This is a genomic window from Bradyrhizobium sp. HKCCYLS3070, from assembly GCF_051167575.1.
In the GTDB taxonomy this organism is placed as follows: Bacteria; Pseudomonadota; Alphaproteobacteria; order Rhizobiales; family Xanthobacteraceae; genus Bradyrhizobium.
Genome location: NZ_JBNPTI010000006.1, coordinates 287,596 through 309,104, shown reverse-complemented (window position 1 = coordinate 309,104; position 21,509 = coordinate 287,596). Strand labels below are relative to the sequence as shown.

Below are 21,509 nucleotides of genomic sequence, written 5' to 3'. Positions count from 1 at the left end.
GGAGCCTTGGACGTCCGCTCCTTGACGAGAAAAATCCCACCGCGTCGCTACCACCTTGCCGGAGACCACTATCAACAGCCATAGTCGGTCAGATCGCGCAAGTCCCAAGCGCCTCATTCCGGTTCACAAAGCGCCAGACTTTCAAATGACTTCCAACGGTTTTCCAATACTGGACGCCCGGATCGGCCACTGGCCGATCGCCGGCAGCTTCACGATCAGCCGCGGCGCCAAGACCGAAGCCGTGACAGTGATCGCGGAGCTGCGACACGGGACGATGGTTGGCCGCGGCGAATGCGTGCCCTATCCGCGTTATGGCGAAACGCCCGATGCGGCGCTGAGCGCCCTGCTCGCGATGCGCGATGCGGTCGCCTCTGGTCTCGACCGCGCCGCCCTGCAGACGGCGTTGCCGCCGGGCGCGGCGCGCAATGCGCTCGACTGCGCGCTGCTCGACCTCGAAGCCAAGCGGAGCGGCCGGCGCATCTGGGACCTGCTCGGACGTCGCGCACCGGCACCGTGCGTCACGGCCTACACGATTTCGCTCGGGAGCCCCGATGTGATGGCCAAAGCTGCGGCCAAGGCCGCGCATCGCCCGCTGCTCAAGATCAAGCTCGGCGGCGACGGCGATCCTGCGCGGATTGCAGCCGTGCGAGCGGCGGCGCCGCAGTCACAACTGATCGTCGACGCCAACGAGGCCTGGACCGAAGCGAATTTGGAATCCAATCTCGCAGCCTGCGCCATCGCCGGCGTCACGCTGGTCGAGCAGCCGCTGCCCGCAGGGAAAGACGAAGCGCTCGGAAAGATCGCGCGCCCGCTCACCGTCTGCGCCGACGAGAGCGTGCATGACCGCGACTCGCTCGAAGCGCTGCGCGGACGCTATGACGCCGTCAACATCAAGCTCGACAAGACCGGAGGACTAACCGAGGCGCTTGCGATGGTCGAAGCCGCGCGCGCGGTCGGCTTCGACATCATGGTCGGCTGCATGGTGGCGACATCGCTGTCGATGGCACCGGCCATGCTGCTGACGCCTTTCGCCCGTTTCGTCGATCTGGACGGTCCGCTGCTGCTCGCCGAGGATTGCGAGCACGGCCTGCACTACGAGGACAGCCTGGTCTATCCGCCCGATCAGGCGTTGTGGGGCTGAAACGACAGGCTTCGGTGCGCGATCCACATCAGGACGCCGCCCGCTCCGGCCATCGCGGCCATCACGTAGTAGACACCGGGTCCATAGGCCGCATAGACCGGCCCCGAGAGGGCCGATGCCGCCGAGCCGACCACGCCGCTCGCAGCCGCATAATAGCCCTGCCCGCGCGCCGTCAGCTGCGCCGGCACTTGGCGGACCAACAGCCCCATGGTTCCAACCAGGGTCAGCCCGAAGGTGAAGCCGTGACTGATCTGGACCGCGGCGAGCCCACCCGCATGGGGCTCCTGGGCCGTGAGGCTCCAGCGCAGCACGGCCGCCATCGCGCCGATCATGACCAGGCTCGCGGGCGCCAGCGTGAACCGGGGCGACAGGGCGAACACGACGATCTCGGCCAGCACGCCCATGGTCCAGAGCCAAGCGATTGTCAGCCCGCTGAAGCCCTGCGCCTTCCACTCGATGGCGGAGAACGTGTAGTAGGCCGCATGGCTTGCCTGGATCAGCGCCGAAGCGGCGATGATGCAGAGGAAGCTCGGATTGCCCAGCAGACTGCGCCCGTCCCGGGCCAGGCCGGCGCCATGCGGCAGCGGCGGCAGCGCCTGCAGCAGCAGGCTGCTTGCCGCACCGCACAGCGCGACCGAGACGATGATCCAGATCAGCTCGGACGACGGCGCGAGGTCGACCAGCCCGCCGCACAGCAGCGTTCCGGCGATGAATGCGGCCGATCCCCACAGCCGCAGGCGACCGTAGTTCAGGCCATAGCTCATCACGCCACGGAGCGCATAAGCGTCCGTCAGCGGGACAACGGGTGTCCAGAGACAGCAGGTTGCCACGTAGACCAGGAATACCAGCCAGGGTTCGCGCTGGAAGGCAAGAGCCACAAAGCCCGATGCCGTTGCGAAGGTGGTCAGCCGCATCGCGGCGCGCAGGGCCTGCCGGCGCTCGGCAACCGCGGTGATCAGCGGCAGGACGGTGAAGCGGGTTACGGCGGGAACCGCAACGATGACCCCAATCCATGCGGCATCCAGGCCGATCGCCCGTAGCCATACGGGAAAGAACGGCAGATGCGTGCCCGAGAGCACGAACACAGCGCCATAGAACAGCCCCAACCTGTCCGCGAATCGGCGCGACAATACCGGCGATGTGGTGGAGATTTGTCGGGACAGTGGCATCAATTCAATTGCGATTCGATCAATATCATGGTGATCGTTATGCCAACGCGCAGCAATGTGCGCGATAGGTTTGCCATGGTCGATGAAGTCTTCGCCCTCTCGCCGATATCCGCCCGTGCGGCTCAGCCGAACGAGGCCGATTACGAGGCGATCCGCGACGCCTTCATGGAGACGTCCCGAGGCCGCTGGTTCCTTGGCGAATACGCCAAGCGCAACCGCAATGCCGACACCAGCATGGTGCTCGACGCGGTGGCCCGCATCGAGCATGCGCTGGCCTCACAGCGTCAGCAGCAGCAGGAGTTCGAGCAGGCCGACAGCAAGGCACTGCCCGAAGCGCTGGCCGCGATCCGCGCCACGGTCGAAGACGCCGCACTCGCCGCCGCCACTGCGGTCGACAGCATGGCCCTCGAGCAGAACCTGGCGCCGGTGCGCAAGGGCATCCGAATCATCAAGGAAATTTCCTGGCGCTGGCGCGAGATCGGTGCGGACTCGCGGATCTGCGACCTGATCGATTCACAGGTCACGTCGATCGAGGCCGCCTGCGACCAGCTTGCGTGCGCCGACCCCAAGGTCGCGCTGCTTGCGGCCTTCGAGATCATCAAGACGCGGCTGAAGGAGTTCGACGCGGAGAAAGCAAGCATTCCGCCCGCGGCTGACGAGATCGAACCGGCGACCGAGGCTGCGGCCCCGCCGACACCCGATGTCGCATCGGGTCCGACTGCGGCGGCGACGGTCTCGGCTGAGCCACAGGTGGCTCCGGAGCCGCAGCCCGTGCCGGAACAGATGGAGGCGGCCCAAGCCGGGCTCGAGATGACCATTCCGCTCGTTGCCGCAGTGGCCGCGATCGAATCGGTCGAGACATCCTCCGGCGCTGATGCCGTGATCATGGCGGCTGCAGCGGTTGAGGCCAGGATGGTCGACACCGCCGCTTCGGCGGTGGTGCAGCCCCCGGAAGCTGCGACCGAGCCGTCGGTGGACGAAGCCCTGCTCGAGATCGAGCAGCACGCCGCGGCGGCCCTGGATGACGCCGTCGCCGCAGAAGCCCACGACGAAGCCATCCTGGAATTGGTCGCGGCGGAGATGGGTGCCCCCGATCCGATCGACGATGAGGAGTTCAGCCGGGCCAGGACGCTCGGCTTCGATATTGAGGAGCCGACCTCGGTCGACGACGACATCGTCGCGAGCTTCAGCGAGACGGCGCCGTCGGAGCCGGATCTCGTGCTGACCACGGCAGAAGCCCCAGTTGCCAGCGCAGCGCCGGCTCCCGCTGCGCCCACGATGTCGGCTCCGCCGATGTCTTCCCCTCCGATGCCAGCCCCGCCCGCGGCGCCCCCGCGCATGGCCTCGCCTGCAGCCCCGGCGCCGGTCCCCAGCGTGCCCGTATCGCCACCGCTTCCGGAGGCGATCACCATCGAGACCCTGGCCGCCGTGGCGGCTGCGGTCGCAGCTCAATCTCCCGCAGCGGCCCCGAAGGCCGACGTTGCGCCGATCCAGCAGGTCCGCCCGACCGCCGCCGCGGCTCACAGCACCAGCGCGTCCGCGATGCCCAAGCCTGCCTACGAGCCGTCGCTGGGATCGACGCTGCTGTCGAACGGCCTTCTGCAGCGGCCGCAGGCACCCGCCAACGACTCGTTGGCGCCGATCCGTCGCATGACCCAGCCTGAGAAGATCGCATTCTTCTCGTAGGGCGAGTGCATCTCGGCCGCCTCCTGTTGAACCTCGATCACTGAGCACCGAAAGGTGCCGCGTTGATGGGTGACGCGGATCACGTACGCTGCTGCGTGATCTGCGTAGCCTGATCCTCAAGCCATTCGCTTTGCGCATGCTCGAGGAGAACGCCGTGTCCGTTCCGAAATTTCGCGCTGTAACATCCGCCTGGAAATCCCTGCTCATGTCCGCGCTGCTGGGCCTGATGGCCTGGGTCGGCCCGGACTCGGCGTTCGCCGCCGGCAGTGAGCTCGACATCCTTCACACACCACCGCGCGCGCTGGCAGCTCCCTCACCGGCAAAAGAGAGCAACACGCCCGCCGCGATCCCTCAAGGAGCCGAGCCACGCGTCGCGCTCGTGATCGGCAATGCGAGCTATCAGAACGCGCCGCCGCTGGAGAACCCGGACAACGACGCCCATGCTGTTGCCAAGCTGTTGAACTCAGCCGGCTTCGAGGTGATCACGGCGACCGACCTGACGCAGAACGAGATGCTCAAGGTCGTCGAGGATTTCTCGAGCCGGGTGGCAGCACACGGCCCGAACACCGTGGCAATGGTCTACTACGCCGGCCACGGGGTTCAGCTCGCGGGCGAGAACTATCTGATCCCGATCGATGCCCGTATCTCAGCGCCCTCCGACCTGACGACGGGGACCATCCGTCTGGTGGACCTGATGGCAACGCTCGACGCCATCCCGAGCCGGATGCGGATCGTCGTGCTGGACGCCTGCCGCAACAATCCATTCCCTGCCATCAACGATGCCGGACGCGGACTTGCCATCGTCGACGCGCCGAACGGTTCGATCCTCGGATACTCGACCTCGCCTGGCGCGGAGGCGCTCGACGGGCGTGGCGAGCACAGCCCGTACGCGCAGGCGTTCCTGAACCTGGCGCGGCAGCCGAACCTGCCGATCGAGCAATTGTTCAAGCGCATTCGCCTACAGGTGAACCAGAGCACCGACGGACGACAGACGCCATGGGAAAGCTCCTCGTTGACCAGTGATTTCACCTTCTTCGGGGATACGCTGGTCGCGGCGGCGCGCCCTGCCGAGAATACGCCGGTGATCCAGATGGCGGCCAACCTGCCGAGCCGTTCCGTGCGGCAGGCCTATGACTACGTGCTGTCGGAGAACCGTCCGCAATATTATCGCGAGTTCATCGAGCTGTATCCGCGCGATCCGCTCGCCGACCGCATCCGCGCACTGCTCGCCGGCCTCGTGCAGGCCGCGGCGTGGCACCAGGCCGTGCTGGCGAATTCGCCGGCCGCCTATCAGAGCTTCCGTGAATCCTATGCCGACAGCCCATATGCGCCGGTCGCACTGCGGCTGCAGGGACAGCCTCGGCCCATCCCCGTGCTGCAACCGAGCCGTCTCATGATGCCACCGCAACTGGCACCGATCGCGCGACCGTTCAATCCCGGTCCGCAGATCCAGAGCCATCCAGCCCCGCAACCGACGCTGCCGGCCGCCACCGTGCCGCACGGACCGCTGCCGCCAACGGTGGTCACGAAAGGCAATGCCATCAACAACGCGGGTCCCAACAAGGTCGTCGATCCCGGGCCTATCGCTCAGACCAAGTTGCGCGACAGGATCGTGCCGCCGACAAATCCGCCCGTGGCTACGAAAATCCAGCGCGATCCACTGAAGCGCAGTCCTGGGCGGCCATTCGACGCCCGCGAAGTGCGGCGTCCCTTCCCCGGCAATTCCGGACCGTTCAAGCCGAACATCAACGCGTCGCATCCGTCGATGGCGCGTGGCCAAGGCGGGATGCAGGGCGGCCCGGCGCGGAGCACGCCGCACGTCGCGCAGTCCGGACTGCGGATGGGCGGCGGGGGATTTGCAAAAGGCGGCCTCAGCTTTCACTGAGGCTTGATCGTCAGGCGATCAGCCTGGCGTAGAGCTCAGCATCGACATTGCCGCCGGACAAAACGATCACCACCGTCTTGCCCGCCACATCCAGCCGGCCGGCCAGCAATGCTGCAAGCCCGACCGAACCGCCGGGCTCGACCACGAGCTTCAGCTCCCGGAAGGCAAAGCCGACCGCGCGCCCCACCTCCTCATCCGAAGCCTCGACCGCGGCCGACAGCAGTTGGCTGTTGATGGCGAAGGTGATCTCGCCTGGAATCGCCGCCATCAGCGCGTCACAGATGGTCCGGCCCTTTGCGTCGTGCGCCTCGCGGTGGCCGGCCCGTAGCGAGCGCGCATGGTCGTCAAAACCCTTTGGCTCGGCCACGACCATCCGGGTGTTGGGAAAGCGCGCCTTGACCGCGGTCGAGACGCCGGCAAGCAGTCCACCGCCCGAAGCCGGGACGATCACCAGATCCGGCGACAGGCCGAGCGCCGCGAGATCTTCGGCGATTTCACGACCGACGGTGCCCTGCCCTGCGATGACGTAGGGATCGTCATAGGGCGGCACCACCGTCGAGCCGCGCTTTGCTGCGATATCGCGCGCGATCGCTTCGCGGTCCTCGCGATCGCGATCATAGAGCACGACGTCGGCGCCGAACGCCTTGGTGCGCTCGCGCTTGGCCGCTGGCGCATCCGAGGGCATCACGATCGTGGCGTCCATGCCCAGCAATGTGGCGGCATGGGCGACGCCCTGCGCATGATTGCCGGAGGAGAATGCGACGACGCCGTTGCCGCGCGCTGCTTGCGGGATCGACGCCAGTTTGTTGTAGGCGCCGCGGAACTTGAACGAGCCGGTCCGCTGCAGCACCTCCGGCTTCACGAAGACGTTCGCTTTGAACCGCTCGTTGAGCACGGGGGCTGGCAGCAGCGGAGTCCGCACGGCCACGGGCGCGAGGACGCGTGCCGCCGCCTCGATGTCGGCGGCGGTCACGGGCAGGATCGGGGAATGAGCTGTCATACCCCTATTTTACCGCGCCCGATTGCCGAGAGGCAAGGGAACCGGTGTCAGGCGGCGCGGGCGGCCAGCTGCGGAACCGGCGCGGGTTGCCGCTGCGGATCGGTCCAGGTCAGGATCTCGAAACGGCCGTCCTCGTGCTCGACCAGCGCCGTGCAGCTCTCGACCCAGTCGCCGCAATTCATGTAGCGAATGCCGTCCTGGTCGCGGATGACGGCGCAATGGATGTGGCCGCAGATCACGCCATCAGCGCCATGCCGCCGCGCCTCCGAGGCCAGCGCCGTCTCGAACGCGCCGATGTAGTTGACGGCGTTCTTGACCTTCTGCTTGGCCCATTGCGACAGCGACCAATAGGGAACGCCGAACATGCGACGGAAGAAGTTGACCAGACGGTTCATCTGGATGGCGAAGTCATAGGCCTTGTCGCCGAGATGGGCGAGCCAGCGCGCATTCTGCACGACCAGATCGAAGATGTCGCCGTGGATCACCAGATAGCGTTTGCCGTCGGTGCCGGTGTGCAAGATGTTCTCGACGACGTCGATGCCGCCGAAATGCGTGCCGTAATAGCCGCGCAGGAACTCGTCGTGATTGCCGGGGACATAGACGATCTTGGCGCCCTTGCGGGCCTTGCGCAGCATCTTCTGCACCAGGTCGTTATGCGACTGCGGCCAATGCCAGCTCGATTTGAGCGCCCAGCCGTCGATGATGTCGCCGACCAGATAGATCGTGTCGGCATCATGGTGACGCAGGAAATCGACGAGGAGATTGGCCTGCGAGCCGCGGGCTCCGAGATGAACGTCCGAGATGAACAACGTCCGAAAGCGCCGAGCCGGGCTTTCTTCACCAGCAGTCTCAAGTCCCATGCGCGCCCACCTAACAGTCCCTGATGACACCGCGATGACGAAACGCCGCACCGGCAGAACCCATCCTGCCGGACCGCGACCGGACACCGCTCGTTTGACGACTCGCGATGTCCCTCGTCACTGCCCCGCGATACCAGCGGGGTGCGACAATCAGGCGACAGGCGGGCAGCGCGAACAGGGAAAATCAGCCTCCTATCTCGGCACGGTGACGACGCGCAGATTGTTGGTGGTGCCGGTCTGCGCGAACGGAATGCCGGCGACGACGACGAGCAGGTCGCCGGCTTCAGCGAACTCCTCCTGCACGGCGAAGAAGGTCGCGCGCTCGACCATCTCCTCGTAGCTCTGCACGTCCTGCGACAGCACGCTGTGCGCGCCCCACAGCAGGCACATCCGCCGCGAGGTGTCCTCATTCGGCGTGATCGCCAGAATCGGCAGGCTCGGCCGCTTGCGCGCAACGCGCGAGGCCGAGGTGCCGCTCGACGTATAGGCCACGATCGCCTTGGCGTGGATCGCCGAGGCGAGATCGGCCGCCGCGGTCGCCACCGCATGCGGCGGCGTCTGCTCCTCGCCCGGCTGCGTCGCCTCGACGATCGAGCGGTACATCTTGTGGCCTTCGGTGGCCTTGATGATGCTGTCCATCATCGCCACCGCCTCGCGCGGATATTGCCCGCTGGCCGATTCCGCCGACAGCATCACCGCGTCGGCGCCGTCATAGATCGCGGTCGCGACGTCGGAGACCTCGGCGCGCGTCGGCGTCGGCGTCGCGACCATCGAATCCAGCATCTGCGTCGCGACGATCACCGGCTTCACCGCGAGCCGGCAGGCGCGCACCAGCTCCTTCTGCTTGCCCGGCACGTCCTCGTTGGGAATCTCGACGCCGAGATCGCCGCGCGCAACCATGATCGCGTCAGAGAGCTGGATGATGTCGTCGATCCGCTCCAGCGCCGCCGGTTTCTCGATCTTGGACATGATGCCGGCGCGGCCATTGATCAGGCCCCTCGCCTCCAGCACGTCGGACGGCTTCTGCACGAACGACAGCGCCACCCAGTCGACGCCGAGGTCGAGCCCAAAGGCAAGATCAGAACGGTCCTTGGCCGTCAGCGGCGATAGCTCCAGAATGGTGCCGGGCAGATTGACGCCCTTGTGATTGGAGATCGCGCCGCTGACGATCACCTTGGCCTCGATCCAGTCGTCGCCGAGGCCGGTGACGCGGACGCGCACGCGGCCGTCATCGATCAGAAGATCGTGACCGGGCGAGACTGCCGCAAAGATTTCCGGATGCGGCAACGGAATCGATGTCTTGTCGCCCTCGGTGCCGTTGAGAACAAATCGAATCGTCTCGCCGGCTTCGACCTGGATCTTCTTGTCGCGCAGCGTGCCGACGCGAATCTTAGGACCCTGCAGATCCATCAAGATGCCGATCGGCCGCTGCACTTCCTTCTCGAGGGCGCGGACCGCGGCATGGACCTTGGCGTGATCGGCCTGGGTGCCGTGGCTGAAGTTGAGACGAAAGGTGTCCACACCGGCGAGGAACAGCGCTTTCAGCATCTCCGGAGAATTGCTCGCGGGACCGACAGTCGCGACGATCTTGGCTCGACGGTGACGACGCATGATGTGTCCTTTCTCCTTAAGCCGTGTCTCGCGTCTCTATGACACGCATGTGATTGGCATGCGCGGACGCAGCGGAAGCGCTGATATACGCCCCGCAGCGTCCATTGCAAGCGCGACACGGAACACGCCAGAATTGTGCAAGAGAACAGCACGCCTCAGGCGTTGGAGCCGTGGATCGCGTCGATGACGGCGTCGGTCACCTGCTTGGTCGTCGCCGTGCCGCCAACATCGGGGGTCAGGATGCCGGCTGCACAGACTTTCTCGACCGCAGCCATCAGCCGCGCGGCCGCGTCCGTCTCGCCGAGATGCTCGAGCATTTGCGCGCCGGTCCAGAACGTCGCGACCGGGTTGGCGATGCCCTTGCCGGTGATATCGAACGCCGAACCATGGATCGGCTCGAACATCGACGGGAAGCGCCGCTCCGGATCGATGTTGCCGGTCGGCGCCACGCCGAGGCTGCCGGCCAGCGCGCCGGCGAGATCGGACAGGATGTCGGCATGCAAATTGGTCGCCACGATGGTGTCGAGGCTCTTCGGCTGCAGCGTCATGCGCACGGTCATCGCATCGACCAGCATCTTGTCCCAGGTCACGTCGGGGAATTCCCGCGCCACCTCGGCGGCGATCTCGTCCCACATCACCATGCCATGGCGCTGCGCATTCGACTTGGTGACGACGGTGAGGAACTTGCGCGGGCGCGACTGCGCCAGCTTGAACGCGTAGCGCATGATGCGGGTGACGCCGACGCGGGTGAAGACCGCGACCTCGGTGCCGACCTCCTCCGGCAGGCCGCGATGCGCGCGGCCGCCCATGCCGGCATATTCGCCCTCGGAATTCTCGCGGACGATCACCCAGTCGAGATCGCCGACGCCGACATTGCGCAAGGGCGAGGCCACACCGGGCAGGATCTTGGTCGGACGGACGTTGGCGTACTGATCAAATCCCTGGCAGATCGGCAGCCGCAGGCCCCACAGCGTGATGTGGTCGGGCACGTCGGGAGCGCCGACCGCGCCGAAATAGATCGCGTCGAACTTTTTCAGCTCCGCGAGTCCGTCGGCCGGCATCATCACGCCGTGCTTCTTGTAGTAGTCCGAGCCCCAGTCGAAGGTCTTGACGTTGAAGCTGATGTCGCCCGCGCGCTTGGCGAGCGCCTCGAGCACGCGGACGCCTTCGGAGATGACCTCGGGGCCGATGCCGTCGGCGGGAATGGCGGCGATGGAATGGGTGCGCATGAAAGAGCTCCGTTGATGAGGTCAGGACGGCGTGGCAGCTTGGGCCTTCGCACTTTGTGAACGTGACAGCAACAGGGTCAGCACCGCCGATACCACCAGCAGGCCGGCGACAAAATAGAGCCCGCCATTGAAGCTGCCGGTCTGGTCCTTGATCCAGCCGATCATCGCGGGACCGACGAAGCCGCCGAGATTGCCGATCGAGTTGATGGTTGCAATGCCCGCCGCGGCGGCCGAGCCGGACAGGAACATGGTCGGCATGCTCCACAGCGGCGGCTTCGAGGAGGAGATGCCGACATTGACGAGCGTGAGCGCAGCGAGGACGGCGGCGACACTGGTCGACAGCCCGGCCAACCAGAGCCCGACGGCTGCGGCCACGCAGGCCAGCACGACGTGCCAGGTGCGCTCGGCGGTACGGTCGGAATGGCGCGCCCACAGGATCATGACGACCACGGCCACGGTCGGTGGCACCGCGTTGAGGAAGCCGACGGTGAAGGACGACAGGCCGAACTGCTTGATGATCTGCGGCGCCCAGACGCCGAGCGTGTAGAGGCCGGCCGAGGTGCCGAAATAGACCAGCGCGAGCGCCAGCACGCGGATGTCGGCCAGCCCGCGCCAGATGCTGTGGCTCGCGGTGGCGGCCTTGCTCGCCACCTCTGCATTCATGGTGCGCACCAGCCAGTCGCGCTCGTCGTCGGCGAGCCAGCGCGCCTGCTCCGGACGATCGGTCATGTAGGCGAGCACGACGAAGCCGAGCAGCACCGCCGGCAGCGCCTCGATCAGGAACAGCCACTGCCAGCCCTTGAAGCCGAGAATGCCGTCCATCTCCAGCAGCGCGCCGGAAACCGGAGAGCCGAGAACCGTGGAGAGCGGCGCGGCGGCCATGAACAGCGCGGTGACGGCTGCGCGCTGGCGCGCCGGGAACCAGTAGGAAAGATAGAGGATGATTCCGGGGAAGAAGCCTGCCTCCGCAGCACCAAGCAGGAAGCGCAGCACATAGAAGCTCGTCGGTCCCTGCACGAACGCCATCGCGCCGGAGACGAGGCCCCAGGTGATCATGACCCGCGCGATCCAGATGCGCGCGCCAAACTTGTCCAGCGCAAGGTTGGAGGGGACCTCGAACAGGAAATAGCCCCAAAAGAAGATGCCGGCGCCGAACCCATAGGCCGAGGCTGACAGCCCGATGTCCTTGTTCATGGTCAGCGCTGCGAAGCCGACGTTGACGCGGTCGATGAAGGCTACGAAATAGAGCAGCATGATGAAGGCCACGATGCGCAACGTGACCCTGCGCAGCACGCGCGTTTCCAGCTCTCCGGCCATCGTCACCTCCCTGTCCCGTCTTGTCGTTGATCTGACAAGCGTAGGCGGCGAACCGGGCCGGCTTCAATGCTCGCATCATTATACAAAAAAATGATATAATCCGGCCCATCGCCTCTTCAGGACCCCACCATGGAATTGCATCAGCTCCGCTGCTTCGTGGCCGCCGCCGAGGAACTGCATTTCGGCAAGGCGGCGCAGCGGCTGCAGATGCTGCCCTCGGCGCTCGGACGCCAGATCAAGCTGCTGGAAGAAGACCTCGCGACGCCGCTGTTCGCCCGCACGACGCGCGCGGTGTCGCTGACCGAGCACGGCACGACCTTGCTGCGCGATGCCCGGGCGATCCTGGCCCGGGTCGAGGCGGTCGAAACCGGCTTCCGCCGCCGTACCCGAAGCACAAAGGCGCAGCGGCTGCGCGTCGGCGCCATCGACAGCGCGGCCGCCGGGCTGCTGCCGCAATTGCTGCACGATTTTCGCGAGCGGCATCCCGACATCGCGGTGCAGCTCACGGAGGAGAAGACGATCCGGCTGCTGCCCAGGATCCTGTCCGGCGCGCTCGACCTCGCCTTTGTCAGGCCGCCCGAGCGCACCGATATCAGGCTCGAATTCCGCGCGCTGCTCAGCGAGAGCGCCGTGGTGGCCCTGCCGCAGCGGCACCGGCTGGCCTCGCGTGCTGTGGTCTCGCTCGCCGACATCGCCGACCAGCCGCTGATCGTCCCGGACCGCCGGTCGCGGCCGCACAGCCACGACCTCACCATGAAGCTGTTCGCACAGGCCGGGCTGTCGCCGGCTATCGCGCAGTTCGCCGATGAGAAGCAGACCATCGTGCATCTCGTCGCCGCGCGGCTCGGCATCGCCATCGTGCCGCGCTGGACCTCGCGGCTCGCGGTCTCCGGCGTCCGCTTCGTGCCGCTGCGGATGACACGCGGCAGCACCGCCGGACGGCTTCCGCTCGCGGCCGTCTGGCTGCGCGGCTCGCGCGATCCGGCGCGCGAGGCCATGCTCGGCGTGCTCGACGCGAGGCTTGCGAAATACGCCCGCGGTGCCTGACCGCAAAATCCGCCGAACATCCTACCCCAGCGGCGCCTCCGCGACGTCGAGCAGCGCGCCGAGGCCATGGCGCAGGCCGCGCATCGGCTGCTGCTCCGACGACAGGCCGAAGGCCAGCAGCGATCGCCCGGTCACCGCGTAGACGTGGCCGAACGGGAACGACTGCGGCTGAGCATCCGGCTGGTTGGTGTCGAGCAGCGCCAGCCAATTGTGGCCTTCGGGCACGGACGGAAGCGTGAAGTTCACGACGTCGAAATGCGCGTTGTAGACCAGCAGGAGCGTCGCATCCGAGCCACGCCGCTTGACGCCGGTCTCCTGGGCGCGGCCGTCGAGCAGCATGCCGAAGCAACGCGCGTGATCGTCGGTCCACTGCTCCGTCGTCATCTCCTCGCCCGACGGGTCGAGCCAGGTCACGTCGTTGACGCCGAGGTCCTCATTGTGCGAGCCGATCAGGAAGCGGCTGCGATAGAGGATCGGAAACGCCTTGCGCATGGCGATCAGCTTGCGCGTGAATTCGCGCAACGCCCGCCCCTGCGGCGTGATGCCCATCCAGTCGAGCCAGGTGGTCTCATTGTCCTGCGCATAGGCGTTGTTGGTGCCGTTCTGGGTATGGCCGAACTCGTCGCCGGCAAGCAGCATCGGCGTGCCGTGCGACAGCAGCATCGTGGCGAGGAGATTGCGCTTCTGCCGCTCCCGCAACGCGGTGATCTCGGGGTCGTCGGTCGGTCCTTCGACGCCGCAATTCCAGGAGTGGTTGTTGCTGTGGCCGTCGCGATTATCCTCGCCGTTGGCCTCGTTGTGCTTGTCGTTGTAGGAGACGAGGTCGTTGAGGTTGAAGCCGTCATGCGCGGTGATGAAGTTCACGCTCGCCCAGGGCCTTCGGCCGCGCTTGTTGAACAGGTCGCCCGAGCCCGAGATGCGCTTGGCGAAATCGGCGAGCGTGCCGCCGTCGCCCTTCCAGAACGCCCGCGCGGTGTCGCGGAACTTGTCGTTCCACTCCGCCCAGCCCGGCGGAAACTGGCCGACCTGATAGCCGCCCGGACCGATGTCCCAGGGCTCTGCGATCAGCTTGACGCTGGACAGCACCGGGTCCTGACGACAGGCATCCAGGAAGCTGCCGCCCTCGTCGAAGCCATAGGGCTCGCGCGCCAGGATGGTGGCGAGGTCGAAGCGGAAGCCGTCCACCCGCATCTCGGTCGCCCAATAGCGCAGCGAGTCCGCGACGAGCTGCAGCACGCGCTGGTGCGACAGGTTCACCGTATTGCCGGTGCCGGTGTCGTTGATGTAGTAGCGTTTCTGGTCCGGCATCAGCCGGTAGTAGCTGGCATTGTCAATGCCTTTGAACGACAAGGTCGGCCCGAGCTCGTTGCCTTCGGCGGTGTGGTTGTAGACCACGTCGAGGATCACCTCGATGCCGTTGGCGTGGAACTGGTTGACCATGGTCTTGAATTCGGTCGCGAACGGCGTCTTCAGATAGCGCGGCTCCGGCGCAAAGAATCCGATCGAATTGTAGCCCCAGTAGTTGCGCAGGCCCTTTTCGACCAGATAGCTGTCATCGATGAAGGCGTGGATCGGCAATAGCTCGGCCGAGGTGATGCCCAGGGAGCGCAGATAGGCCGGAATGTCCTGGTGCGCGAGACCGGCGAAGGTGCCGCGGTCGGCTTCGGGCACCATTGGATGCAGCTTGGTGAACCCCTTGACGTGCATCTCGTAGAAGATCGTCCGCTCCCACGGAATTTCCGGCTTGCGCGAGCCTCCCCAGGTGAAGGCGGGATCGATGACCCGGCACTTCAGCATCAAGGGCGCACTGTCTCGGTCGTCGAACGACAGATCCTTGTCGGCATGATCGAGCCGATAGCCGAACAGCTCCGGCCCCCAGCGCAGGTTGCCGACGAGCTGCTTGGCATAGGGGTCGATCACGAGCTTGTTGGGATTGAACCTGTGACCGGCGTCCGGCTCGTAGGGTCCGTGCACGCGATAGCCATACACCGTGCCGGGCCGCGCGGCCGGCAGGTAGCCGTGCCAGACCTCGTCGGTGTATTCGGGCAGCTCGATGCGCTCGAGCTCGGTCTCGCCGGTGTCGTCGAACAGACACAGCTCGACCTTGGTCGCATGCGCGGAAAAGATCGCAAAGTTGACGCCGAGCCCGTCCCAGGTCGCGCCGAGAGGAAACGGACGGCCTTCGCTGATCCTGGTCTTGCGCAGATTGAACGCCGCCTGCGTCAAAGCGTCACCGAGGTCGGTGCGTTGGTCCATCCTTTGCCCCCTTCGTCCGATTCCCCAGATCGATTGCCGGGGGTCTCGATGATCAGCGTCGATGGCTAGGTTGCCGCTGGCGTCTCGTCCGGCACGATGACTTCCGCCTTGGTCTCGGTCACCGTCACCGAGGCGATCACAGCTCCTTCCGGCGCAGCCTTCGCGGCCCGCTGCTGCGCGACTTCCTTGGTGATGGCTGCGATGGAGTTGCCAATGCGTTCGACCATCTCGGTCAATTCCCCGGGCGACATCTTCAGCCGCTTGGTCACCACGCGGACCTGGGCCTGATCGGTCATGTCGAGCTTGTTGCGGGACGGCTGAATCTTCGGACGGCGCATCGGGAGTCCTCCTGCATGCCAGCTAACCTTGGCTGCGGAATTTGGTTCCCGCGACCGGCTCCCTCCCCCCCTGGGCATCGCCATGAAGACGTGCGTCACTGCTCTCGCGGCGCCATGCGCCCGAGTGATGTCATCGGTGTTGCCCCCTGATCAGGCAGAGGGCGCAGGGAATGCCGGGAGCTGGCCGCCCCCATGGCCCGCCTGCAGAAAAAAAGCAGGCGGCAGTCACCACAGGTTCAGCCGAGACATCCCGGCATTCCCCGCGCGATGGTTTTCACGCTTACTTCGCGATCTCCCCGGTGTCCGGCTTGGTAGCCACCGTCGCCCTCGGGATCATCGCCCGACGACTTGGCGCCAGCATCGGGGCGCCAGGACCACGCGACTTCGCGTCCGCAAGCTGCCGTTCGTCCGCGCGGGTCGCCCCACGCTGCGGCATCCTGCAGCCATCGCATCCCGCGCCCAACGTTCCGTGACGATCGCGAAGCGCCCCTCTCGAGGAGCACGGGACGGCGACAATCAAGCATGTATTCTGAAAAATAGCAATCGATTTATTTTTCTCAGAACGAAGACCGGATCCAATCAGCCCGAGCAAACATCGGATGGCACGTGCCAGCTCCGTTGAAGCTTGGGGTGTTGTCAGATCGCAATGGGCGCCTACCGGGGAGGCCGACGGCGGCTTGGCTCAGACGGGCGTTGTGCATAGGGGTTCGGCAAGCACATGGCCGAAAGGCCCGCAGCCCCCGCTCTACACGCCTCCCACGACCGATACTGGCACGAGATTGTGCTGGACCCGCCCCATTCCCATGTCTGGAGGCACACCGGATCATTGCCATCGAACCGTTGAGCTGCGGCTGGAGCGGTTGCAAGCACGATGATCGAAGTCATGAGGAGAAGCGCGCGCATCATCACACATCATGGCATGAGGCTGACCAATCCGAAAGGGTGTGCCGCGGCCACGTCCACGCGGGCTTGATCGGCAGGCGCGGCGGGTTTCGGTATTCGCGTCGTCGGGTGACCATCTCTTGCTCCGGTGCACAAGCCCGCCGATGGCCCGAAGCTGATCGGGGGCCTCCGCCGATGTCTGCCACCTGGGTGAAACCGACCGGCCTTCCTCGACCGCTAGAGGGCAGATTTTGGCCCAAAGCAGAAGAAGTCAGGGCTATCGAGATTTCGCCGCTCGTTCGTACCAATATGTCTCCAGCGCTTCGGCAATGCCGCGATTCATGATGGGTCGTGATCTCGTAGTTCTCGATGACTCGCCATTCGAGATCATGAGCGATCGCGAGAGCTTGCTCGTCCCAAAGGCGGCGCGTGCCCACCATCGGTGGCGCTGGGTGCGGGCGGTGGGCACGGCGCGCGCGAAAGCTCGCCCGACAAGGCCGTACGCCGGCGCGCCTTTGCCCACCCTACGGTCCCTCGTTGATCCAGCGCGCCATCAATCGTGACTGTGCGTCGAGCTGGTAAAGCCCACCATCGCCACCGCCCGAATCGCGGTGGGCGCGATGCGACGCGTACGCTTCCTCACCCCCTTTCGACCGACGATCTACGTGGAATGGTGCTTCACGCACGGATGCAAGTGCGCTTCGCAACTCCCTCCTCGTCGTCATTCCGGGGCGCGCGTCTGCGCGAGCCCGGAATCCATACTCAGGATGGCCGTAGGGCCCGAGAAGCTCGTCGCCGCCGTCGCGCACTCCTCAGCAGTTCGTGGTTATGGATTCCGGGCTCATCGCTTCGCGATGCCCCGGATTGACATCGGGAGATATCTCCGCTGCCGTGGGCAAAGCAACGTGCGGAGGCGTTGCGCCGCATGGCAGGCGGAACCACTAAGGCCCGTGACGGGCTCTCGAATGTCGCAGCCGCAATCCTGCCCGCCCTAGCCGAACAGATGCGCCAGCCAGAACGCCGCGCCGGCGGCAAGGCCACCGACGAGCGCCGTCTGCAGTGCGGACTTGATCTTGTTGACACCGGTGAAGTGGCCCTTGATGGCGCCGAAGATCAGGAGCGCGATGCCGGTCGCGATCACGGAGATCCGGAGCGCGGACGAGATGTCAGGCGCCAACATGTAGGGGATCAGCGGGATCAGGCCGCCGATCACGTAGGAGCCGCCGATGGTCACGGCGCTGACCGGCGCGCGCTTGGGATCCGGGCGTTCGAGGCCGAGCTCGAAGCGCATCATGAAATCGACCCACCGCTTGCGATCGGACGCGATCGCGTCGACCACGGTGGTCAAGGCCTGGCCTTCGAGACCATAGCCGCGAAAGATCGCCGCGACCTCCTCGACCTCGCGACCGCGAAGCTTCTCGATCTCGTCGTGCTCCCGCGTCTCCTCGGCGGCATAATGCTCGGCGTCGGAGCGGGCGGCGAGATAGCCGCCGAGCCCCATCGCGATCGCGCCGGCGACGACCTCGGCGAGGCCGGCCGTGACGATCACGTCGGTCTTGGCGACCGCCGCCGAAAGACCAGCGGCGAGCGCGAATGGCACGGTGAGCCCGTCGGCCATGCCGATGACCACGTCGCGGACGACCTCCGACGCGGTGAAGTGCTTTTCAATATGCGGCGTTGCCGGCATGGCGGCCTCCGATGGCGCGATCGACGGAGGCCTTTTAGCAGGCCCGGATGACAGGAGCGATCACCGCAGTCCCGGCACCATCCGCCGCAGGGTGCGATCGTGCAGCCAGTAATGGTGCAGCAAGGCAGCGCCCGCGTGCAGGCCGATCAGGATCATCAGGCCATTGGCCAGCGCCTCGTGCATCTCCTTCATGTCGTGGGCGAAGCCGCGGTCGCCGACCCAGGGTGAGGCGATCTCGAACAGGCCGAACACCGGCAAGCCGTAGCCGCGGGCGAACTGGGTGACGATGCCGAGGACCGGAATGGCGAACATGATGCCGTAGATCAGCAGATGCGTGATCTCGCCGACATGAACCGTCCACGGGCCGAATTTGGTCGCTTCAGGCGCCGGCGGCGGATCGGCCAGACGCCAGGCCAGGCGCGCGAGCGCGAAGCCCAGCATCGCCAGCCCGAGCGAGACGTGCATGAACAGGCCCGTATCATGAGAGGGACGCGGCAGCATGTCGCCGAGATGGCCTGAGATCCAGGCCGCCGGCACCAGCACGGCGACGATCCAGTGCAGTGCGATCGCGACGGAGCCATACGTCTTGGCGGAGTTTCGAATACGCATGATCAGCTTCCTTCGGCCATTTGGCCCCGCTGCCGGCAAGCCGGAGCGCGGGGTGGTAGGACCGGAGGAGATAGCTGACCGGGGGCGTCGCGCCGCTGACGCGGGATGTCAGCCTGCTGTCAGAATGGACGGCGCCGGGGTGGCCTGGGACGTCGCAGGCTGCGGCCAGCGGAGTGCCGAGACGATGGCCGGCGCGATCGTGATCCTGGCGCCGCCGAGCTGGGAACGGCCGATCTGCAGCCGCCAGCCATAGGCTTCGAGCACGTCCTGCACGATCGCGAGCCCCAGCCCGCTGCCCGGCCCCTGCTCGTCGAGGCGGCCGCCGCGCTCGAGCACGCGGCCGATCTTCGCGTCCGGAATGCCCGGACCGTCGTCCTCGACAGTGACGATCAGAGGGGTCGCACTGGCGACGATGCGAACCGTGCTCGCCGCATGACGCGCGGCGTTCTCCAAGAGATTGCCGAGCACCTCGGCGAGATCCGTCCGATCCATGCCGACGCGCAGGCTTGGGGGCACCTGGCCATCGAAGCTGACATGGGCGGCCGCCGGCGTGCGGCCGAGGGTCCCGAGCAGCGCATTCACCAGGGGCGCCAGCTCGGTCGCGGCCTCCGGCCCGCCGCGGGCCTTGCCGCGCAGCCGCGCCAGCGCCAGCTCGCGATCGACCTGCCGGCTCATCGCCTCGGCGACATCCTCGACATTGCGCGCCAGCTCGAGCTGGCCGAGCTCCCTCAACCGCGCGGCGTCGGCCGCGAGTGCGGCGAGCGGCGTCTTGAAGCCGTGGGCGAGATCGGCCGCACGGCTGCGCGAGCGCATGATCTCGCGGCTCTGCGCATCAAGCAGCGCGTTGACCTCGTCGACCAGCGGCGCCACCTCGGTCGGCACGTCCACGGGAAGATGCTGGCGCCGACCGCTGCGGATCTCGGCGACGCCACGGCGCAGCACGCCGAGCGGACGCAGGCCAAGCGTGACCTGAACCGACGTGCCGACGGCGAGGATGACGGCCAGCACGGCGAGCGCGATCGATAGATCCTTGGCGAAGGTCCGCACCGCGCTGGTGGCGCCGTCGAGGTCGTAGGCCACGGCCGCGCGCACGCGGATCTGGCTTTCCGGATTCATCAGGATGCCGCGCTCGGCGACCAGCACGTGTTCGCCATCCGGCCCGGCGAGCTCATGCTGATGCACGTCGCTCGGTCCGGGCTCGTCGATCGGCAGCGGCAGGATGGTGTCCCACAGCGAGCGCGAGCGCAGCAACTGGCCGTGATCGTCCGAGATCTGCCAGTACAGCCCCGACAGCGGGACCACGAAGCGCGGATCGGCTGGCGGCCGCGCGACCACGATGCGCCCTTCCGCATCGACCTCGAGGCCGTTCAGCAATTGGCGCAGGTGAATGTCGAGATCGGAGGCGAGCGTCCGCGCGACGTGGCGCTTGAACAGCACGACCATGCCGAAGCCGGCGACGCCGAGCGCGACCAGCAGCGCGATGGTGCCCGCCGCCACCAGCCGCAGCCGCAGCGAGCCGAGCCTCACTCCGCCGTCTCCGGGATCATGTAGCCGAAGCCGCGGCGGGTCTCGATGATCTCGGCGCCGAGCTTCTTGCGGACGCGCCGGATCAGCACCTCGAGCGCGTTGGAGTCGTGCTCGTGGCCGAGGCCGTAGACGTTCTCCTCCAGCTCATGCTGCGGCACGACGCGGCCGCTCTGCCGCAGCAGATAGGCGATCAGCCGGTATTCGAGCTGCGACAGCGTCACCGGCACGCCGGACAGGCTGACCTTCATCTGGCGCTCGTCGAGCGCCAGATCGCCGGACGAGAGCACCGGCGCCGCATGGCCGGCGGAGCGCCTCACGATCGCGCGCAACCGCGCCAACAGCTCTTCATTGCGAAACGGCTTCGGCAGGTAGTCATCGGCGCCGGCATCGATGCCATCGACCCGCTCCGCCCAGCTCGCGCGCGCGGTCAGGATCAGCACCGGCACGTGCCGCCCGGCGCCGCGCCAGCGCTTCAGCACCGACAACCCGTCCATGCCGGGGAGGCCGAGATCGAGGATCACGGCGCCATAGTCCTCGGTGTCGCCGAGAAACCAGGCCTGCTCGCCGTTGTCGGACGTTTCGACCAGATAGCCCGCCGCCTGAAGCGTCCGGGCCAGGTCGGACGCCAGCCGCGGATCATCCTCGACCAGCAGCACTCGCATCTATTTTTCCTCGATCCGTTCGATCTCGCCGCTGCGCGCATCGACATAGACCTCGCGCACGCGGCCATCGCGGCCGATCACCCGAAACTCATAGCGCCAGCGGCCCCGCTGGCGGTCGACATCGATTCCCATCACGTCGCCGGCGACCCGGCCGCGCAATCGCGGCAGGATCTCCGATAGCGGCAGGACGTCGCCCGCCTCGACGGCGCGGCGCACGGCGTCACGGCGCTCGCGATCGTCCTCGCGCGCCACCGTCGCCGCGGATGCCGCCGTCGAGATCAGCATCGCAAATACCGTGATGCGCATGAACCGTCCGATTTGAGGCAAATGCATGATCTTCCCGGGGCCTGACGCTCTGATCTTCAAAGCTCGTCGTGATTTGTTGCGCTCTCGCCACTGGGTTCGAATTGCGGGGGTCGACTTGCGGGGGTCGACTTGCGGAGCGTTCGCAAATGCTAAGGAGCTGGTGCGGATTTTAGTTTGAACTTCCGATGTCGGAATTGCGCTCAGGCCGATGCGGGGGTGGGAAACTCCAAGGGATCGGCATCCTGCCCGAGACAAGCTGACGTCTCGCTGACTCAACCTGACAGGATGCTGTCACGC

18 protein-coding genes are annotated in these 21,509 nt (G+C 66.4%); 4 read left to right on the top strand and 14 right to left on the bottom strand.

Going from position 1 to position 21,509, the window contains the following annotated elements; all coding sequences use genetic code 11:
• Positions 1-145 precede the first annotated feature (145 nt).
• Positions 146-1,141 carry an N-acetyl-D-Glu racemase DgcA gene (gene dgcA, locus ACQR03_RS21240; protein WP_316169656.1) on the top strand — a complete coding sequence of 332 codons (996 nt, stop codon included), beginning with the start codon at positions 146-148 and terminating at the stop codon, positions 1,139-1,141.
• On the opposite strand, the gene ACQR03_RS21235 is transcribed toward dgcA, so the two are convergent.
• A complete protein-coding gene (locus ACQR03_RS21235; protein WP_434841843.1) occupies positions 1,123-2,310 on the bottom strand; it encodes an MFS transporter in 1,188 nt (395 codons plus the stop codon). The genes dgcA and ACQR03_RS21235 overlap by 19 nt on opposite strands.
• Positions 2,311-2,385: 75 nt before the next feature.
• Between ACQR03_RS21235 and ACQR03_RS21230 the strand changes: the two genes are divergently transcribed.
• A complete protein-coding gene (locus ACQR03_RS21230) occupies positions 2,386-3,996 on the top strand; it encodes a hypothetical protein (RefSeq protein ID WP_434841842.1) in 1,611 nt (536 codons plus the stop codon).
• Positions 3,997-4,201: 205 nt separating this feature from the next.
• Positions 4,202-5,881: a caspase family protein gene (locus ACQR03_RS21225; RefSeq protein ID WP_434841841.1), complete on the top strand. Its 1,680-nt coding sequence runs from the start codon at positions 4,202-4,204 to the stop codon at positions 5,879-5,881.
• Between the two features lie 10 nt (positions 5,882-5,891).
• Here ACQR03_RS21225 and ACQR03_RS21220 read toward each other — a convergent pair whose 3' ends face one another.
• From ACQR03_RS21220 to ACQR03_RS21200, 5 genes are all read right to left on the bottom strand, one after another.
• Complete coding sequence (locus tag ACQR03_RS21220) at positions 5,892-6,881, bottom strand: threonine ammonia-lyase (RefSeq protein ID WP_315753172.1); 990 nt, start codon at positions 6,879-6,881, stop codon at positions 5,892-5,894.
• Between the two features lie 47 nt (positions 6,882-6,928).
• Positions 6,929-7,741 (bottom strand): UDP-2,3-diacylglucosamine diphosphatase, encoded by an 813-nt coding sequence (locus ACQR03_RS21215; protein ID WP_315828168.1) that lies wholly within the window; start codon positions 7,739-7,741, stop codon positions 6,929-6,931.
• Between the two features lie 192 nt (positions 7,742-7,933).
• Positions 7,934-9,352 (bottom strand): pyruvate kinase, encoded by a 1,419-nt coding sequence (gene pyk / locus ACQR03_RS21210; RefSeq protein WP_315753174.1) that lies wholly within the window; start codon positions 9,350-9,352, stop codon positions 7,934-7,936.
• Between the two features lie 155 nt (positions 9,353-9,507).
• Positions 9,508-10,581: a tartrate dehydrogenase gene (locus ACQR03_RS21205; RefSeq protein WP_315753175.1), complete on the bottom strand. Its 1,074-nt coding sequence runs from the start codon at positions 10,579-10,581 to the stop codon at positions 9,508-9,510.
• Between the two features lie 21 nt (positions 10,582-10,602).
• A complete protein-coding gene (locus tag ACQR03_RS21200; RefSeq protein WP_434841840.1) occupies positions 10,603-11,898 on the bottom strand; it encodes a D-galactonate transporter in 1,296 nt (431 codons plus the stop codon).
• 129 nt (positions 11,899-12,027) lie between these two features.
• On the opposite strand from ACQR03_RS21200, the gene ACQR03_RS21195 reads away from it, so the two are divergent.
• Positions 12,028-12,945, top strand: coding sequence for a LysR family transcriptional regulator (locus ACQR03_RS21195; RefSeq protein ID WP_315828172.1), 918 nt, complete (start codon positions 12,028-12,030; stop codon positions 12,943-12,945).
• A 21-nt stretch (positions 12,946-12,966) separates the two neighbouring features.
• Here the strand turns inward: ACQR03_RS21195 and glgX are convergent, their stop codons facing one another.
• From glgX to ACQR03_RS21155, 8 genes are all read right to left on the bottom strand, one after another.
• Complete coding sequence (gene glgX, locus ACQR03_RS21190; RefSeq protein WP_316167136.1) at positions 12,967-15,201, bottom strand: glycogen debranching protein GlgX; 2,235 nt, start codon at positions 15,199-15,201, stop codon at positions 12,967-12,969.
• Between the two features lie 65 nt (positions 15,202-15,266).
• Positions 15,267-15,539, bottom strand: coding sequence for a DUF3606 domain-containing protein (locus tag ACQR03_RS21185; protein ID WP_315712707.1), 273 nt, complete (start codon positions 15,537-15,539; stop codon positions 15,267-15,269).
• A 654-nt stretch (positions 15,540-16,193) separates the two neighbouring features.
• On the bottom strand, positions 16,194-16,442 hold the full coding sequence (locus ACQR03_RS21180) for a DUF3551 domain-containing protein (protein WP_410052185.1): 249 nt from the start codon (positions 16,440-16,442) through the stop codon (positions 16,194-16,196).
• Between the two features lie 970 nt (positions 16,443-17,412).
• A complete protein-coding gene (locus tag ACQR03_RS21175; RefSeq protein ID WP_316192937.1) occupies positions 17,413-18,108 on the bottom strand; it encodes a VIT1/CCC1 transporter family protein in 696 nt (231 codons plus the stop codon).
• A gap of 60 nt (positions 18,109-18,168) precedes the next feature.
• Positions 18,169-18,717, bottom strand: a complete 549-nt coding sequence (locus ACQR03_RS21170; protein WP_316192936.1) for a cytochrome b — start codon at positions 18,715-18,717, stop codon at positions 18,169-18,171.
• Between the two features lie 108 nt (positions 18,718-18,825).
• Positions 18,826-20,244, bottom strand: coding sequence for a sensor histidine kinase (locus tag ACQR03_RS21165; protein ID WP_315712714.1), 1,419 nt, complete (start codon positions 20,242-20,244; stop codon positions 18,826-18,828).
• Entirely contained in the window at positions 20,241-20,906 is a 666-nt protein-coding gene (locus ACQR03_RS21160) for a response regulator transcription factor (RefSeq protein WP_315712715.1), read from the bottom strand. Before ACQR03_RS21160 ends, ACQR03_RS21165 begins: the two co-directional genes overlap by 4 nt.
• The gene (locus ACQR03_RS21155; protein WP_315712717.1) at positions 20,907-21,212 is read right to left on the bottom strand and encodes a PepSY domain-containing protein; all 306 of its coding nucleotides are present in this window, start codon (positions 21,210-21,212) and stop codon (positions 20,907-20,909) included. It lies immediately after the preceding gene.
• Between the last annotated feature and the right edge of the window lie 297 nt (positions 21,213-21,509).

What these genes read in the sequence shown, in the direction of transcription:
- dgcA (WP_316169656.1), top strand. Translation starts at nt 146, where the DNA reads ATGACTTCCAACGGTTTTCCAATACTGGACGCCCGGATCGGCCACTGG.
- ACQR03_RS21235 (WP_434841843.1), bottom strand. Translation starts at nt 2,310, where the DNA reads ATGCCACTGTCCCGACAAATCTCCACCACATCGCCGGTATTGTCGCGC.
- ACQR03_RS21230 (WP_434841842.1), top strand. Translation starts at nt 2,386, where the DNA reads ATGGTCGATGAAGTCTTCGCCCTCTCGCCGATATCCGCCCGTGCGGCT.
- ACQR03_RS21225 (WP_434841841.1), top strand. Translation starts at nt 4,202, where the DNA reads ATGTCCGCGCTGCTGGGCCTGATGGCCTGGGTCGGCCCGGACTCGGCG.
- ACQR03_RS21220 (WP_315753172.1), bottom strand. Translation starts at nt 6,881, where the DNA reads ATGACAGCTCATTCCCCGATCCTGCCCGTGACCGCCGCCGACATCGAG.
- ACQR03_RS21215 (WP_315828168.1), bottom strand. Translation starts at nt 7,741, where the DNA reads ATGGGACTTGAGACTGCTGGTGAAGAAAGCCCGGCTCGGCGCTTTCGG.
- pyk (WP_315753174.1), bottom strand. Translation starts at nt 9,352, where the DNA reads ATGCGTCGTCACCGTCGAGCCAAGATCGTCGCGACTGTCGGTCCCGCG.
- ACQR03_RS21205 (WP_315753175.1), bottom strand. Translation starts at nt 10,581, where the DNA reads ATGCGCACCCATTCCATCGCCGCCATTCCCGCCGACGGCATCGGCCCC.
- ACQR03_RS21200 (WP_434841840.1), bottom strand. Translation starts at nt 11,898, where the DNA reads ATGGCCGGAGAGCTGGAAACGCGCGTGCTGCGCAGGGTCACGTTGCGC.
- ACQR03_RS21195 (WP_315828172.1), top strand. Translation starts at nt 12,028, where the DNA reads ATGGAATTGCATCAGCTCCGCTGCTTCGTGGCCGCCGCCGAGGAACTG.
- glgX (WP_316167136.1), bottom strand. Translation starts at nt 15,201, where the DNA reads ATGGACCAACGCACCGACCTCGGTGACGCTTTGACGCAGGCGGCGTTC.
- ACQR03_RS21185 (WP_315712707.1), bottom strand. Translation starts at nt 15,539, where the DNA reads ATGCGCCGTCCGAAGATTCAGCCGTCCCGCAACAAGCTCGACATGACC.
- ACQR03_RS21180 (WP_410052185.1), bottom strand. Translation starts at nt 16,442, where the DNA reads ATGCGCGCGCTTCTCCTCATGACTTCGATCATCGTGCTTGCAACCGCT.
- ACQR03_RS21175 (WP_316192937.1), bottom strand. Translation starts at nt 18,108, where the DNA reads ATGCCGGCAACGCCGCATATTGAAAAGCACTTCACCGCGTCGGAGGTC.
- ACQR03_RS21170 (WP_316192936.1), bottom strand. Translation starts at nt 18,717, where the DNA reads ATGCGTATTCGAAACTCCGCCAAGACGTATGGCTCCGTCGCGATCGCA.
- ACQR03_RS21160 (WP_315712715.1), bottom strand. Translation starts at nt 20,906, where the DNA reads ATGCGAGTGCTGCTGGTCGAGGATGATCCGCGGCTGGCGTCCGACCTG.
- ACQR03_RS21155 (WP_315712717.1), bottom strand. Translation starts at nt 21,212, where the DNA reads ATGCGCATCACGGTATTTGCGATGCTGATCTCGACGGCGGCATCCGCG.